This is a genomic window from Streptomyces sp. HUAS 15-9, from assembly GCF_025642155.1.
Classification (GTDB): Bacteria; Actinomycetota; Actinomycetes; order Streptomycetales; family Streptomycetaceae; genus Streptomyces.
Genome location: NZ_CP106798.1, coordinates 5,051,397 through 5,067,143, shown reverse-complemented (window position 1 = coordinate 5,067,143; position 15,747 = coordinate 5,051,397). Strand labels below are relative to the sequence as shown.

Annotated in this window: 13 protein-coding genes; all 13 read right to left on the bottom strand. The window is 68.7% G+C overall.

Annotated elements, in window-relative coordinates:
* Positions 1-185 precede the first annotated feature (185 nt).
* The 13 genes from nuoN to N8I87_RS23365 are packed head-to-tail and all read right to left on the bottom strand — an operon-like array spanning position 186 to position 15,745.
* A complete protein-coding gene (nuoN, locus tag N8I87_RS23425) occupies positions 186-1,835 on the bottom strand; it encodes an NADH-quinone oxidoreductase subunit NuoN (RefSeq protein WP_263211454.1) in 1,650 nt (549 codons plus the stop codon).
* Positions 1,832-3,403: an NADH-quinone oxidoreductase subunit M gene (locus tag N8I87_RS23420; protein WP_263211452.1), complete on the bottom strand. Its 1,572-nt coding sequence runs from the start codon at positions 3,401-3,403 to the stop codon at positions 1,832-1,834. The genes nuoN and N8I87_RS23420 overlap by 4 nt, the downstream gene beginning before the upstream one ends.
* 5 nt (positions 3,404-3,408) lie before the next feature.
* Positions 3,409-5,304: an NADH-quinone oxidoreductase subunit L gene (gene nuoL / locus N8I87_RS23415; RefSeq protein WP_263211450.1), complete on the bottom strand. Its 1,896-nt coding sequence runs from the start codon at positions 5,302-5,304 to the stop codon at positions 3,409-3,411.
* A gap of 14 nt (positions 5,305-5,318) precedes the next feature.
* Entirely contained in the window at positions 5,319-5,618 is a 300-nt protein-coding gene (gene nuoK / locus N8I87_RS23410) for an NADH-quinone oxidoreductase subunit NuoK (protein ID WP_066995480.1), read from the bottom strand.
* Positions 5,615-6,457 (bottom strand): NADH-quinone oxidoreductase subunit J, encoded by an 843-nt coding sequence (locus tag N8I87_RS23405; protein WP_263211447.1) that lies wholly within the window; start codon positions 6,455-6,457, stop codon positions 5,615-5,617. Before N8I87_RS23405 ends, nuoK begins: the two co-directional genes overlap by 4 nt.
* Complete coding sequence (gene nuoI / locus N8I87_RS23400) at positions 6,454-7,056, bottom strand: NADH-quinone oxidoreductase subunit NuoI (protein WP_263211445.1); 603 nt, start codon at positions 7,054-7,056, stop codon at positions 6,454-6,456. Before nuoI ends, N8I87_RS23405 begins: the two co-directional genes overlap by 4 nt.
* Positions 7,049-8,449: an NADH-quinone oxidoreductase subunit NuoH gene (gene nuoH / locus N8I87_RS23395; RefSeq protein WP_263211443.1), complete on the bottom strand. Its 1,401-nt coding sequence runs from the start codon at positions 8,447-8,449 to the stop codon at positions 7,049-7,051. The genes nuoI and nuoH overlap by 8 nt, the downstream gene beginning before the upstream one ends.
* Positions 8,446-10,950 (bottom strand): NADH-quinone oxidoreductase subunit G, encoded by a 2,505-nt coding sequence (locus N8I87_RS23390; RefSeq protein WP_263211442.1) that lies wholly within the window; start codon positions 10,948-10,950, stop codon positions 8,446-8,448. Before N8I87_RS23390 ends, nuoH begins: the two co-directional genes overlap by 4 nt.
* Positions 10,947-12,296: an NADH-quinone oxidoreductase subunit NuoF gene (nuoF, locus tag N8I87_RS23385; RefSeq protein ID WP_263211440.1), complete on the bottom strand. Its 1,350-nt coding sequence runs from the start codon at positions 12,294-12,296 to the stop codon at positions 10,947-10,949. The genes N8I87_RS23390 and nuoF overlap by 4 nt, the downstream gene beginning before the upstream one ends.
* On the bottom strand, positions 12,293-13,105 hold the full coding sequence (gene nuoE, locus N8I87_RS23380; RefSeq protein WP_263211438.1) for an NADH-quinone oxidoreductase subunit NuoE: 813 nt from the start codon (positions 13,103-13,105) through the stop codon (positions 12,293-12,295). The genes nuoF and nuoE overlap by 4 nt, the downstream gene beginning before the upstream one ends.
* Positions 13,102-14,442, bottom strand: a complete 1,341-nt coding sequence (locus N8I87_RS23375; protein WP_263211436.1) for an NADH-quinone oxidoreductase subunit D — start codon at positions 14,440-14,442, stop codon at positions 13,102-13,104. The genes nuoE and N8I87_RS23375 overlap by 4 nt, the downstream gene beginning before the upstream one ends.
* Positions 14,439-15,194 carry an NADH-quinone oxidoreductase subunit C gene (locus N8I87_RS23370; RefSeq protein WP_263211434.1) on the bottom strand — a complete coding sequence of 252 codons (756 nt, stop codon included), beginning with the start codon at positions 15,192-15,194 and terminating at the stop codon, positions 14,439-14,441. Before N8I87_RS23370 ends, N8I87_RS23375 begins: the two co-directional genes overlap by 4 nt.
* Positions 15,191-15,745 (bottom strand): NuoB/complex I 20 kDa subunit family protein, encoded by a 555-nt coding sequence (locus tag N8I87_RS23365; protein WP_007383964.1) that lies wholly within the window; start codon positions 15,743-15,745, stop codon positions 15,191-15,193. The genes N8I87_RS23370 and N8I87_RS23365 overlap by 4 nt, the downstream gene beginning before the upstream one ends.
* Between the last annotated feature and the right edge of the window lie 2 nt (positions 15,746-15,747).

Sequence of the window (15,747 nt, the reverse complement as noted above, 5' to 3'; positions counted from 1 at the left end):
CGTACGTCGTCCGTCGACCACTGCCTCAACGATAGGGCTCCGCACCGACAGCACCGGAGTTATCCACAGGTTTCCGTCCGCTCCGTCGTGTGGTCGGCTCGTTGCACGAGGTGACCGCGGCGCGCGGCGAACGGCCCGGCACCCGTGAGGGGGTGCCGGGCCGTTCCTGTTCCGACCGGGGCGGCTCAGCGCACGAACACGCTCGCCTGGCTCGCCAGGTTCAGGAAGTACTGCGGTGCCACACCGAGGACCAGGGTCACCGCCACGCCCATGCCGATCGCCGCCATGGTGAGCGGCGACGGCACGGCGACCGTCGGCCCCTCCGGCCTCGGCTCGCTGAAGAACATCAGCACGATCACGCGGATGTAGAAGAACGCCGCGATCGCCGAGGAGATCACACCGATCACGACGAGCGGCGCGGCCCCGCCCTCCGCCGCCGCCTTGAACACCGCGAACTTACCGGCGAAGCCCGAGGTCAGCGGGATACCGGCGAAGGCCAGCAGGAACACCGCGAACACGGCCGCGACCAGTGGCGAGCGCCGGCCGAGACCGGCCCACTTCGACAGGTGCGTCGCCTCGCCGCCCGCGTCGCGCACCAGGGTGACCACCGCGAACGCGCCGATCGTCACGAAGGAGTACGCGGCCAGGTAGAAGAGGACGGACGAGACGCCGTTCTTCGAGGTCGCGATGACACCCGCGAGGATGAATCCCGCGTGCGCGATCGACGAGTAGGCCAGCAGCCGCTTGATGTCGGTCTGGGTGATCGCGACGATCGCACCGCCCAGCATGGTCAGGACGGCGACGGCCCACATGACCGGCCGCCAGTCCCAGCGCAGACCGGGCAGGACGACGTACAGCAGCCGCAGCAGCGCGCCGAACGCCGCGACCTTCGTCGCCGCCGCCATGAAGCCGGTCACGGGGGTCGGGGCGCCCTGGTAGACGTCGGGCGTCCACATGTGGAACGGCACCGCGCCCACCTTGAACAGCAGGCCCATCACCACCAGGCCGGTACCGATCAGCAGCAGCGCGTCGTTGCCCATGGTGTTGGCGAGCGCCGGGTCGACATTAGTGATGGTGCCGTCCACGACCTGCGAGATCGTCGCGTACGACACCGAGCCCGCGTAGCCGTACAGCAGCGCGATGCCGAACAGCGTGAACGCCGAGGCGAACGCGCCGAGCAGGAAGTACTTGACCGCGGCCTCCTGCGACATCAGCCGCTTGCGGCGGGCCAGCGCGCACATCAGGTACAGCGGGAGGGAGAAGACCTCCAGGGCCACGAACAGCGTCAGCAGGTCGTTGGCCGAGGGGAACACCAGCATGCCGGAGACGGCGAAGAGGAGGAGCGGGAAGACCTCTGTGGTGGTGAAGCCCGCCTTGACCGCCGCCTTCTCGCTGTCGCTGCCCGGCACGGACGCGGCCTGCGCCGCGAACGAGTCGACCCGGTTGCCGTGCGCCGCCGGGTCCAGGCGCCGTTCTGCGAAGGTGAACAGCGCCACCAGAGCGGTCAGCAGGATCGTGCCCTGCAGGAACAGGGACGGCCCGTCGACCGCGATCGCCCCCATGGCGGCGATGTGCGCCTTGGTCGTGCCGTATCCGTCGGCCGCGAGCGCGACGACCGCCGCGAAGGCGGCGCACAGCGCGACGACGGACACGAACACCTGGGCGTAGTACCGGGACTTGCGCGGTACGAACGCCTCGATGAGCACCCCGACGACGGCCGCGCCGACGACGATCAGGGTGGGCGACAATTGACCGTATTCGATCTTCGGCGTCTCGATCTTCGCGATCGGTTCGGCCGCGGTTGTCCACAGGCTGTGGACGGCTGCTGCGCTCACTTGGCGGCCTCCACCTCGGGCTTGGGGTCGGTCTTGTGTACGTCCGACAGGGTCTGCTTGACCGCCGGGTTGACGATGTCGGTAACGGGCTTCGGGTAGACGCCCAGGAAGATCAGCAGCACCACCAGCGGGCCCACGACCAGGAGTTCACGTACCCGGAGGTCGGGCATCGCGGAGACCGCCGGCTTCACCGGGCCCGTCATCGTCCGCTGGTAGAGGACGAGGGTGTACAGGGCCGCGAGGACGATGCCGAAGGTGGCGATGATGCCGATCACCGGGTACCGCGTGAAGGTGCCGACCAGGACCAGGAACTCGCTCACGAACGGCGCCAGCCCCGGCAGGGACAGCGTCGCGAGGCCGCCGATCAGGAACGTGCCGGCGAGCACCGGAGCGACCTTCTGCACTCCGCCGTAGTCGGCGATGAGCCGCGAGCCGCGCCGGGAGATCAGGAATCCGGCGACCAACAGCAGCGCGGCCGTGGAGAGCCCGTGGTTGACCATGTAGAGCGTGGCACCGGACTGGCCCTGGGTGGTCATCGCGAAGATGCCCATGATGATGAAGCCGAAGTGCGAGATCGACGCGTACGCCACCAGCCGCTTGATGTCCCGCTGACCGACCGCGAGCAGTGCCCCGTAGAGGATGCTGATCAGCGCCAGTACGAGGATCGCGGGTGTCGCCCACTTGCTCGCCTCCGGGAACAGCTGGAGGCAGAAGCGGAGCATCGCGAAGGTGCCCACCTTGTCGATGACCGCCGTGATGAGGACGGCGACCGGAGCGGTGGCCTCCCCCATGGCGTTGGGCAGCCAGGTGTGCAGCGGCCACAGGGGCGCCTTCACCGCGAAGGCGAAGAAGAAGCCCAGGAACAGCCAGCGTTCGGTGTTGGTCGCCATGTGCAGCGAGCCGTTGGCCCGCGCCTGCGCGATCTCCGGGAGGCTGAAGTTCCCGGCGACCACGTACAGCCCGATCACCGCGGCCAGCATGATCAGACCGCCGGCCAGGTTGTACAGCAGGAACTTCACGGCCGCGTACGACCGCTGGGTCGAGGCCACCTCCTCGCCGTGCTCATGGGCACGGTCCCCGAAGCCGCCGATGAGGAAGTACATCGGGATGAGCATGGCTTCGAAGAAGATGTAGAAGAGGAAGACGTCGGTGGCCTCGAACGAGATGATCACCATCGCCTCGACGGCCAGGATCATCGCGAAGAAGCCCTGCGTCGGCCGCCAGCGGCGGCTTCCGGTCTCCAGCGGGTCCGCGTCGTGCCAGCCCGCGAGGACGATGAACGGGATCAGCAGGGCGGTCAGCGCGACGAGGGCGACCCCGATGCCGTCCACCCCCAGCTCGTACCTCACCCCGAAGTCCTTGATCCAGGCATGGGATTCGGTGAGCTGGAAGCGGGCGCCGTCCGGGTCGAAGCGGACCAGGACGACGATCGCGAGGGCGAGGGTGGCGAGCGAGACCAGCAATGCCAGCCACTTGGCGGCGGTGCGCCGCGCGGCCGGTACGGCGGCCGTGGCGACCGCCCCGACGGCCGGGAGCGCCGCCGTCGCTGTCAGCAGAGGAAAGGACATCGGTATCAGACCGCCCTCATCAGCAGGGTCGCGGCGACCAGGAGTGCCGCACCGCCGAACATCGAGACCGCGTAGGACCGCGCGAAGCCGTTCTGGACCTTGCGCAGCCGCCCCGACAGGCCGCCGAAACCGGCCGCCGTGCCGTTGACGACCCCGTCGACCAGGGTGTGGTCGACGTACACCAGGGAGCGGGTGAGGTGCTCGCCGCCGCGCACCAGGACGACATGGTTGAAGTCGTCCTGGAGCAGGTCGCGCCGGGCGGCCCGGGTGAGCAGCGACCCGCGCGGGGCGACAGCAGGAACGGGCCTGCGGCCGTACTGCGCGTAGGCGATGCCGACACCGACGACCAGGCACACCAGGGTGGCAGCGGTGACCGTCATGGCGCTGACCGGCGAGTTCCCCTCGCTGTGTCCGGTGACCGGCTCCAGCCAGTGCAGGAAGCGGTCGCCGAGGTGGAAGTAGAAACCGCCGAAGACCGAGCCGACGGCCAGCACGATCATCGGGATCGTCATGACCTTCGGCGACTCGTGCGGGTGCGGCTCGTGGCCGTTCTCGTCGGGCTGCCAGCGCTGCTCGCCGAAGAACGTCATCAGCATCACGCGCGTCATGTAGAACGCGGTGATGGCCGCGCCCAGCAGGGCCACGCTGCCCAGGATCCAGCCCTGGGTGCCGCCCTTGGCGAAGGCCGCCTCGATGATCGCGTCCTTGGAGTAGAAGCCGGACAGGAACGGGAAGCCGATGATGGCCAGGTAGCCGAGGCCGAAGGTGACGAAGGTGACCGGCATGTACTTGCGCAGGCCGCCGTACTTCCTCATGTCGACCTCGTCGTTCATGCCGTGCATGACCGAACCGGCGCCGAGGAACAGCCCGGCCTTGAAGAAGCCGTGCGTCACCAGGTGCATGATCGCGAAGACGTAGCCGATGGGACCGAGGCCCGCGGCCAGCACCATGTAGCCGATCTGCGACATGGTCGAGCCGGCCAGCGCCTTCTTGATGTCGTCCTTCGCGCAACCGACGATCGCACCGAACAGGAGCGTGACCGCGCCGACCACGGTGACCGCGAGCTGCGCGTCGGGGGCGGCGTTGAAGATCGTGGCGGAGCGGACGATCAGGTAGACGCCCGCGGTCACCATCGTCGCGGCGTGGATGAGGGCCGAGACCGGGGTCGGGCCCTCCATCGCGTCCCCGAGCCAGGACTGCAGCGGCACCTGGGCGGACTTGCCGCAGGCGGCGAGCAGCAGCATCAGGCCGATGGCCGTGAGCTTGCCCTCGGAGGCGTCTCCGACGTGACTGAAGACCGGCCCGAAGGCGAAGGACCCGAACGTCGTGAACATCAGCATGATCGCGATCGACAGGCCCATGTCGCCGACACGGTTGACCAGGAAGGCCTTCTTCGCGGCCGTCGCGGCACTCGGCTTGTGCTGCCAGAAGCCGATCAGCAGGTACGAGGCGAGACCGACGCCCTCCCAGCCGACGTAGAGCAGCAGGTAGTTGTCGGCGAGGACGAGCAGCAGCATCGCCGCGAGGAACAGGTTCAGATAGCCGAAGAAGCGGCGGCGGCGCTCGTCGTGCTCCATGTACCCGACCGAGTACAGGTGGATCAGCGAGCCCACACCGGTGATCAGCAGGACGAACGTCATCGACAGCTGGTCGAGGCGGAAGGTGACGTCCGCCTGGAAGCTGCCGACGGAGATCCACGTCCACAGGTGCTGGGTGAGTGTGCGGTGCTCGGCGCCCTTGCCCAGCAGATCGGCGAACAGGATCACGCCGAACGCGAAGGAGGTGAAGGACAGGAGCGTGCCGATCCATTGGCCGACGGCGTCAAGCCGCCGGCCACCGACCAGCAGGACGGCCGCTCCGAGCAGGGGCGCCGCGATCAGCAGCGCAATCAGGTTCTCCACGATTCAGCGACCCCCTACAGCTTCATCAGGCTGGCGTCGTCGACCGAGGCCGAGTGGCGGGTACGGAACAGCGACACGATGATCGCGAGCCCGACCACGACCTCCGCGGCGGCGACGACCATCGTGAAGAAGGCGATGATCTGACCGTCGAGATTGCCGTGCATCCGGGAGAAGACGACGAACGCGAGGTTGCAGGCGTTGAGCATCAGCTCGATGCACATGAACACGACGATCGCGTTGCGTCTGATCAGCACGCCGGTGGCGCCGATCGTGAACAACAGGGCGGACAGATAGAGGTAGTTGACGGGGTTCACTTCGACGCCTCCTCGGCCCGCTTGAAGTTCGCCGGCTCGATCTCGGTGCGCTCCAGCCGTTCCTCGGCGCGCTGCTCCAGGGCCCGCAGGTCGTTGAGCGCCTCGGTCGACACGTCACGGATCTGGCCACGCTCGCGCAGCGTCTTGCTGACCGTGAGCTCGGAGGGAGTGCCGTCGGGCAGCAGGCCCGCGATGTCCACGGCGTTGTGCCGGGCGTACACACCGGGGGCGGGCAGCGGCGGCACGTTCTTGCCCTCGCGGACACGCTGCTCGGACAGCTCGCGCTGTGTCTTGGCCCGCTCGGTGCGCTCGCGGTGCGTGAGCACCATGGCGCCGACGACAGCCGTGATGAGCAGGGCGCCGGTGATTTCGAAGGCGAACACGTACTTGGTGAAGATGAGGGCCGCGAGGCCCTCCACATTGCCGTTCGCGTTCGCCTTGCCGGTGCCGTCGAACTCCTTCAGGGAGGCGTTCCCGATGCCCGCGAGAAGCAGGATGCCGAAGCCGGCCCCACACGCGAGGGCCAGCCAGCGCTGACCCTTGATGGTCTCCTTCAGTGAGTCCGCCGCGGTCACACCGACGAGCATCACCACGAACAGGAAGAGCATCATGATCGCGCCCGTGTAGACGACGATCTGCACGACGCCCAGGAAGTAGGCGCCGTTGGCGAGGTAGAACACCGCCAGGACGATCATGGTCCCGGCGAGGCAGAGCGCGCTGTGCACGGCCTTCTTCATGAAGACGGTGCACAGGGCGCCGATCACGGCGATGGTGCCGAGGACCCAGAACTGGAAGGCCTCGCCGGTGGAGGTGGTGTAGGCGGCGAGCTGCGCGCTCATGTGTCGGCCCCCTGTTCTTCCGGCTGCTCTCCCTTGGAGACGGCGACCTGACGCACCGTCCCGGGCGCCGCCTCGGTGACAAGACCCCGGTAGTAGTCCTGCTCGTCCATCCCCGGGAAGATCGCGTGGGGCGTGTCGACCATGTTCTCGTCGAGGCCGGCGAGCAGCTGCTCCTTGGTGTAGATGAGGTTGGCGCGGCTGGAGTCCGCCAGCTCGAACTGGTTGGTCATCGTCAGCGCGCGCGTGGGGCACGCCTCGATGCACAGTCCGCACAGGATGCAGCGGGCGTAGTTGATCTGGTAGACGCGGCCGTACCGCTCGCCGGGCGAGTAGCGTTCCTCGTCCGTGTTGTCGGCGCCCTCCACATAGATGGCGTCGGCGGGGCAGGCCCAGGCGCACAGCTCGCAGCCGATGCACTTCTCCAGGCCGTCCGGATGGCGGTTGAGCTGGTGCCGTCCGTGGAACCGCGGAGCCGTGGTCTTCTTCTGTTCCGGGTACTGCTCGGTCAGCCGCTTCTTGAACATGGCCTTGAAGGTCACGCCGAAGCCGGCCACGGGGTTCAGGAAACCAGGCTTGGTCTCTTTGGGCTCCTCAGCCATCGGACGCCTCCTTTCCATCCGAAGATCCGTCACTGACAGTGTCCGACCCACCACTGACAATCAGCTCCCGCTCTCCCCCACGCTCGAATTCGCTCGCGCGGGGGGACCCCCATCGCGGGCGGCGCCGGGCCACAGGCGGCAGCTGCTGTCCGGGCAGCGGCGGTACGGGGAATCCGCCGGCCGCCGGGTCGAACCCGGCCTGCTCCGCGGCGGGCGCCTCGGCCTTCTTCGCCTTCTCGCGGAACATGTCGGCGACGAAGGTCAGGAGCAGCAGGGTCAGGACACCACCGCCGACGTAGAGCGCGATGTCGGCGAAGTCGTAGTGCTCGTTGCGCAGGGTCCGCATGGTCGCTACGAGCATCAGCCAGGTCACGGAGACCGGGATGAGGACCTTCCAGCCGAGCTTCATCAGCTGGTCGTAGCGGACACGGGGAAGCGTGCCGCGCAGCCAGATGAAGAAGAAGAGCAGCAGCTGGACCTTGATGGTGAACCAGAGCATCGGCCACCAGCCGTGGTTAGCGCCCTCCCAGAAGCCGCTGATCGGCCAGGGCGCCCGCCAGCCGCCGAGGAAGAGCGTGGTCGACACGGCCGACACCGTCACCATGTTCACGTACTCGGCGAGCATGAACAGCGCGAACTTGATCGACGAGTACTCGGTGTTGAAGCCGCCGACCAGGTCGCCCTCGGACTCCGGCATGTCGAAGGGGGCGCGGTTGGTCTCGCCGACCATCGTGACGATGTAGAGGACGAAGGAGACCGGCAGCAGCAAGATGTACCAGCGGTTCTGCTGCTGCGCGACGATCGTCGACGTCGACATCGACCCGGAGTAGAGGAACACGGAGGCGAACGCGGCGCCCATGGCGATCTCGTACGAGATCATCTGCGCGCAGGAGCGGAGGCCGCCGAGCAGCGGATAGGTGGATCCGGAACTCCACCCCGCCAGCACGATGCCGTAGATGCCGACCGAGGCGACCGCGAGGATGTAGAGCATCGCGATCGGCAGGTCGGTGAGCTGCATCGTGGTGCGCGTACCGAAGATCGAGATCTCGTTGTCGGCCGGTCCGAAGGGGATCACCGCGATCGCCATGAAGGCCGGGATGGCCGCGACGATCGGCGCGAGGATGTAGACCACCTTGTCCGCGCGCTTGACGATGAGGTCTTCCTTGAGCATCAGCTTGACGCCGTCGGCGAGCGACTGGAGCATGCCCCAGGGGCCGTGCCGGTTGGGGCCGATGCGCAGCTGCATCCAGGCGACGACCTTGCGCTCCCAGACGATGGAGAACAGCACGGTCACCATCAGGAAGGCGAAGCAGAAGACGGCCTTGACGACGACCAGCCACCAGGGGTCGTGGCCGAACATCGAGAGGTCTTCAGCGGCGAGGTACGGGCTCATCCCTCCACCTCCTTGGGGGCCTCACCGGCGGTGGCCGCCGGACCGATGCGGACAAGGGCGCCGGGCAGCGCCCCGGTGTCGGAGGCGACGCCTCCGCCCGCGGAGTTCAGCGGGAGCCAGACCACGCGGTCCGGCATCTCAGTGATCTGCAGCGGGAGTTCGACCGCACCCGAAGGTCCGGTCACGACCAGGCTGTCGCCGTCCGCGACACCCGCCTCGGCGGCCGTCGCCGCCGACAGACGCGCGCGTGCCGCGTGCCGGGTTCCGGCGAGCGCCTCGTCGCCCTCCTGGAGGACGCCCTGGTCGAGCAGCAGCCGGTGCCCGGCGAGAACGGCCTCTCCGGCGGCCGGACGCGGCAGCGCGACTCCCGTCTCCAGCGGGTCCGAGGCCCGCGGTCCGTCCCAGGGGCCGAGCCGGTCCAGCTCCGCGCGCGCGGTGCGCAGGTCCGGCAGCCCCAGGTGGACGTCCATGGCGTCGGCCAGCATCTGCAGGACGCGCGCGTCGGCCGGCGGCAGCCGGCGGGTCATCTGGTCGGGCTTGAGCGCTGCCTCGAAGAGGCGGGCCCGGCCCTCCCAGTTGAGGAAGGTGCCCGCCTTCTCGGCGACCGCGGCGACCGGGAACACGACGTCGGCGAGCTCGGTGACCTCGCCGGGCCGCTGCTCCAGCGACACCACGAAGCCGACCTCGGACAGCGCCTCACGCGCGCGTGCAGGATCGGGCAGGTCGGCGACCTCCACACCGGCGACCAGCAGCGCCTGGAGCTCACCGCTCGCGGCGGCCTCGATGATCTGGTCGGTGTCCCGGCCGTAGCGGAGCGGGAGTTCGGCGACTCCCCAGGCCGCGGCGACCTCCTCACGCGCGCGGGGGTCGGTGGCCGGACGTCCGCCCGGCAGCAGCGACGGCAGCGCGCCCGCCTCGATCGCGCCGCGCTCTCCGGCCCGGCGCGGGATCCACACCAGCTGGGCGCCGGTCGCGGCAGCGGCCCGTACGGCGGCGGTGAGGCCACCGGCGACCGCGGCCAGCCGCTCACCGACGACGATCACCGAGCCCTCGGCGCGCAGCGCCTCGGCCGCCTTCGTCCCCGGCTCCTCCAGGCCGACCCCGCTCGCGAGGGCGTCCAGCCACTCGGTCTCGGTGCCGGGAGCGGCCGGCAGCAGCGTGCCGCCCGCCTTCTCCAGGCCCCGGGTGGCGTGCGTGGCCAGCGAGAACACCTTCTGCTTGTGTCCCCGCCACGCCTTGCGCAGCCGCAGGAAGACGCCGGGCGCCTCCTCCTCGGACTCGAACCCGACGAGCAGGACGGCGGGCGCCTTCTCCAGGGAGGTGTACGTGACGCCCGTACCGTCGAGGTCGCGGCCGTGTCCGGCGACCCGGGCGGCCAGGAAGTCGGCCTCCTCGCCGCTGTGCACGCGCGCGCGGAAGTCGATGTCGTTCGTGTCGAGGGCCACGCGCGCGAACTTGCTGTAGGCGTAGGCGTCCTCGACGGTCAGCCGCCCGCCGGTCAGGACACCGGTCCTGCCGCGCGAGGCCAGCAGTCCCTGCGCGGCGATCTGCAGCGCCTCCGGCCAGGACGCCGCTTCGAGCTCACCCTCGGCGTTGCGCACCAGGGGCGTGTCCAGCCGGTCCTTCAGCTGCGCGTACCGGAACGCGAAGCGCCCCTTGTCGCACATCCACTCCTCGTTGACCTCGGGGTCGTTGGCGGCGAGCCGCCGCATGACCTTGCCGCGCCGGTGGTCGGTGCGGGTGGCGCAGCCGCCGGAGCAGTGCTCGCACACGGAGGGCGAGGAGACGAGGTCGAAGGGGCGGGCGCGGAAGCGGTACGCCGCCGACGTCAGCGCGCCGACCGGGCAGATCTGGATGGTGTTCCCGGAGAAGTACGACTCGAACGGGTCGCCCTCGCCGGTGCCGACCTGCTGCAGCGCGCCCCGCTCCAGCAGCTCGATCATCGGGTCGCCCGCGATCTGGTTGGAGAACCGGGTGCAGCGGGCGCACAGCACGCACCGCTCGCGGTCGAGCAGCACCTGGGTGGAGATCGGGACGGGCTTCTCGTACGTCCGCTTCTGGCCGTCGAAACGGGATTCGGCGTTGCCGTGCGACATCGCCTGGTTCTGCAGCGGGCACTCGCCGCCCTTGTCGCAGACCGGGCAGTCCAGCGGGTGGTTGATGAGGAGGAACTCCATCACACCGTGCTGCGCCTTCTCGGCGACCTGCGAGGTGAGTTGAGTCCTCACCACCATTCCGTCCGTACATGTGATCGTGCAGGACGCCATGGGCTTGCGCTGGCCCTCGACTTCGACGATGCACTGGCGGCAGGCGCCGACCGGGTCGAGGAGGGGGTGGTCGCAGAAGCGGGGGATCTCGATGCCGAGCTGCTCGGAGGCCCGGATGACCAGGGTGCCCTTGGGCACGCTGATCTCCATGCCGTCGATCGTCAGCGTGACGAGGTCCTCCGGCGGGACCGCCGCCTCTCCCCCTCCCGTGGGAGTGCTGGTGGTCACGGTCATGCGTTCACCTCCGGGCGATCTGCCCAGGCCGTCGTCTTTGCCGGGTCGAAGGGGCAGCCCCGGCCCGTGATGTGCTGCTCGTACTCCTCGCGGAAGTACTTGAGCGAGGAGAAGATCGGCATGGCCGCACCGTCGCCGAGGGCGCAGAAGGCCTTGCCGTTGATGTTGTCGGCGATGTCGTAGAGCTTGTCGAGGTCGGCCATGGCGCCCTTGCCGGCCTCCATGTCGCGCATCAACTGCACGAGCCAGTACGTGCCTTCGCGGCAGGGTGTGCACTTGCCGCAGGACTCGTGGGCGTAGAACTCGGTCCAGCGGGTCACGGCGCGCACGACGCAGGTGGTCTCGTCGAAGCACTGCAGGGCCTTCGTGCCGAGCATGGAACCCGCGGCGCTCACGCCTTCGTAGTCGAGCGGGACGTCGAGGTGCTCGTCGGTGAACATCGGCGTCGAGGAGCCGCCCGGCGTCCAGAACTTGAGCCGGTGCCCGGGGCGCATCCCGCCGCTCATCTCGAGGAGCTGGCGGAGCGTGATGCCGAGCGGCGCCTCGTACTGGCCGGGGCTGGCGACGTGGCCGCTGAGCGAGTAGAGCGTGAAGCCGGGTGACTTCTCGCTGCCCATCGACCTGAACCATTCCTTGCCGTTTTTCAGGATGGCGGGAACCGATGCGATGGACTCGACGTTGTTCACAACAGTCGGGCACGCATAGAGGCCCTCGACGGCAGGGAAGGGGGGACGGAGCCGCGGTTGACCACGGCGGCCTTCGAGCGAGTCGAGCAGTGCGGTCTCCTCACCGCAGATGTACGCACCGGCGCCGGCGTGCACGGTGAGCTGGAGGTTCAGTCCGCTGCCCAGGATGTTCTCGCCGAGGTAGCCCGCCTCGTAGGCCTCGCGCACGGCCTCGTGCAACCGCCGCAGAACGGGGACGACTTCACCCCGCAGATAGATGAAGGCATGCGACGACCTGATGGCATAGCACGCGATCACAATGCCCTCGATGAGGCTGTGCGGGTTCGCGAAGAGGAGCGGGATGTCCTTGCAGGTTCCGGGCTCCGATTCGTCGGCGTTGACAACTAGATAGTGCGGTTTTCCATCACCCTGCGGAATGAACTGCCATTTCATTCCGGTCGGGAATCCCGCGCCGCCGCGCCCGCGCAGACCGGAGTCCTTGACGTACGCGATCAGGTCGTCCGGCGACATGGCGAGCGCCTTGCGCAGCCCCTCGTACCCTTCGTGCCTCCGGTAGACGTCCAGCGTCCAGGACCTGTCCTCGTCCCAGAAGGCCGACAGCACGGGTGCGAGCAGCTTCTCGGGGCTGGTGTCCTTGAGAGCGGCTGCCACGGTCATCACTCCCCCTCCTCGGCGGTAGGCCCTGCCGGGTGGTCCGGGTCGGCGGCCGGTGTGTCCTGCGGCTCGTCGTGCGGTCCGCCGTCCCGCGGATGCACCACCCGCGCGGGTGCGGTTTCTCCCTTTGCCAGGCGAAGGCCCACCAGTGAGGCGGGGCCGGCACCGACGCTCTCCTCGACGGCCCCGGGCCGCTCGTCGGGGAAGCCGGCCAGGATGCGGGAGGTCTCCTTGAAGGTGCAAAGGCGCGCCCCGCGCGTGGGCTCGACGGGGCGTCCCTCGCGCAGGTCGTCGACCAGTTGCCGTGCGCTCGCGGGGGTCTGGTTGTCGAAGAACTCCCAGTTGACCATCACGACCGGCGCGAAGTCGCAGGCCGCGTTGCACTCGATGTGCTCCAGGGTGACCTTGCCGTCGTCGGTGGTCTCGCCGTTGCCGAGGTCCAGGTGCTCCTGGAGGGACTCGAAGATCGCGTCGCCGCCCATCACCGCACACAGCGTGTTGGTGCAGACGCCCACCTGGTAGTCGCCGCCCGGCTTGCGCCGGTACATGGTGTAGAAGGTGGCGACCGCGCTGACCTCCGCCGTGGTCAGGTCCAGCATGTCCGCGCAGAACTGCATCCCGGTGCGCGTGACATGGCCATCCTCCGACTGCACGAGGTGCAGCAACGGCAGGAGCGCGGACCGGGAGTCGGGGTAGCGCGCGATGACCTCGCGCGCGTCCCCCTCCAGCCGGGCTCGGACGTCGTCCGGGTAGGCGGGTGCGGGCAGCTCGGGCATACCCAGGCTGACGCCCCGCTCCGAAGAACTCGTGCTCACCGGTCGACGCCTCCCATCACGGGGTCGATGGATGCGACGGCGACGATGACGTCGGCGACCTGGCCGCCTTCGCACATGGCCGCCATGGCCTGCAGGTTGGTGAAGGACGGGTCCCGGAAGTGGACCCGGTAGGGGCGGGTGCCGCCGTCGGACACGACGTGCACCCCGAGCTCGCCCTTGGGCGACTCGACTGCCGCGTACGCCTGTCCCGGCGGTACGCGGAAGCCCTCGGTGACCAGCTTGAAGTGGTGGATCAGGGCCTCCATGGAGGTGCCCATGATCTTCTTGATGTGGTCGAGGGAGTTGCCCAGTCCGTCCGGTCCCAGGGCGAGCTGGGCGGGCCAGGCGATCTTCTTGTCGGCGACCATGACCGGTCCGGGCTGCAGCCGGTCCAGGCACTGCTCGACGATGTGGAGCGACTGGCGCATCTCCTCCAGGCGGATCAGGAAGCGTCCGTAGGAGTCGCAGGAGTCCGCGGTCGGGACCTCGAAGTCGTAGGTCTCGTATCCGCAGTAGGGCTGGGTCTTGCGCAGGTCGTGCGGCAGGCCGGTGGAGCGCAGGATCGGGCCGGTGGCGCCGAGCGCCATGCAGCCGGCCAGGTCGAGATAGCCGACGTCCTGCATACGGGCCTTGAAGATGGGGTTCCCGGTGGCGAGCTTGTCGTACTCCGGGAGGTTCTTCTTCATCTTCTTCACGAACTCGCGGATGTGGTCCACCGCGCCGGGCGGCAGGTCCTGGGCGAGTCCGCCGGGCCGGATGTACGCGTGGTTCATGCGCAGGCCCGTGACCAGCTCGTAGATGTCGAGAATCATTTCACGATCACGGAATCCGTAGATCATGATCGTGGTGGCGCCGAGCTCCATGCCGCCGGTGGCGATGCACACCAGGTGGGAGGACAACCGGTTCAGCTCCATCAGGAGCACCCGGATGATCTTGGCGCGCTCGGTGATGTCGTCCTCGATGCCGAGGAGCTTCTCGACGGCGAGACAGTAGGCGGTCTCGTTGAAGAAGGACGTCAGGTAGTCCATGCGCGTCACGAACGTGGTGCCCTGCGTCCACGTGCGGAACTCGAGGTTCTTCTCGATGCCCGTGTGGAGATAGCCGATGCCGCAGCGGGCCTCGGTGACCGTCTCGCCCTCGATCTCCAGGATCAGACGGAGCACTCCATGGGTGGACGGGTGCTGGGGACCCATATTGACGACGATGCGCTCGTCGTCGGCGCGGGCCGCGGACTGGACGATCTCGTCCCAGTCGCCACCGGTGACCGTATATACGGTGCCCTCGGTGGTCTCGCGTGCCGTGGCGGCCGAGGCCGCGGATGCTGACTGCGTGCTCACGAGTACGACCTCCGCTGGTCCGGAGCCGGGATCTGGGCGCCCTTGTACTCGACGGGGATGCCGCCGAGGGGGTAGTCCTTGCGCTGCGGATGGCCCTGCCAGTCGTCCGGCATCATGATCCGCGTCAGGGCCGGGTGACCGTCGAAGACGATCCCGAAGAAGTCGTAGGTCTCGCGCTCGTGCCAGTCGTTGGTCGGGTACACGGAGACCAGGGACGGGATGTGCGGGTCGCCGTCCGGGGCGCTGACCTCCAGCCGGACCAGCCGGTTGTGGGTGATCGAGCGCAGGTGGTAGACGGCGTGCAGCTCGCGGCCCTTGTCGTGCGGGTAGTGGACACCGCTGACGCCGGTGCAGAGCTCGAAGCGCAGGGCCGGGTCGTCGCGCAGGGTCTGGGCGACCCGGACGAGGTGCTCGCGCTCGATGTGGAAGGTGAGCTCGTCGCGGTCGACGACCGTCTTCTCGATGGCGTTCTCGGGGACGAGTCCCTGTTCCTCCAGGGCGCCCTCCAGCTCGTCGGCGACCTCGTCGAACCAGCCGCCGTAGGGGCGGTTCGCCGGTCCCGGGAGCCGGACCGAGCGGACGAGACCGCCGTATCCGGAGGTGTCGCCGCCGTTGCGGGCGCCGAACATGCCGCGCTGGACGCGGATCTCCTCGCCGCCCTGGCCGCGCTGGCCGGGGAGGTTGTCGGCGGCGAGGTCCTTGTCGGGGTTCACGCCGTTCGGAGAACCGTCGGTGCCGTTCGCGTCACTCACCGCAGCAGCCCCTTCATCTCGATCGTGGGCAGCGCCTTGAGCGCGGCCTCCTCCGCCTCACGGGCCGCTTCCTCGGCGTTCACACCGAGCTTGGAGGACTGGATCTTCTGGTGGAGCTTGAGGATCGCGTCCATCAGCATCTCGGGCCGGGGCGGACAGCCGGGCAGATAGATGTCGACCGGGACGATGTGGTCGACGCCCTGGACGATGGCGTAGTTGTTGAACATGCCGCCCGAGGAGGCGCAGACGCCCATGGAGATCACCCATTTCGGGTTGGGCATCTGGTCGTAGACCTGCCTCAGTACCGGCGCCATCTTCTGGCTCACCCGGCCCGCGACGATCATCAGGTCCGCCTGCCGCGGTGAGCCGCGGAAGACCTCCATGCCGAAGCGCGCCAGGTCGTAGCGGCCGGCGCCGGTCGTCATCATCTCGATGGCGCAACAGGCGAGGCCGAACGTGGCGGGGAAGACGGACGCCTTGCGCACCCAGCCCGCGGCCTGCTCGACGGTGGTCAGCAGGAAACCGCTCGGCAGCTTTTCTTCGAGTCCCATGT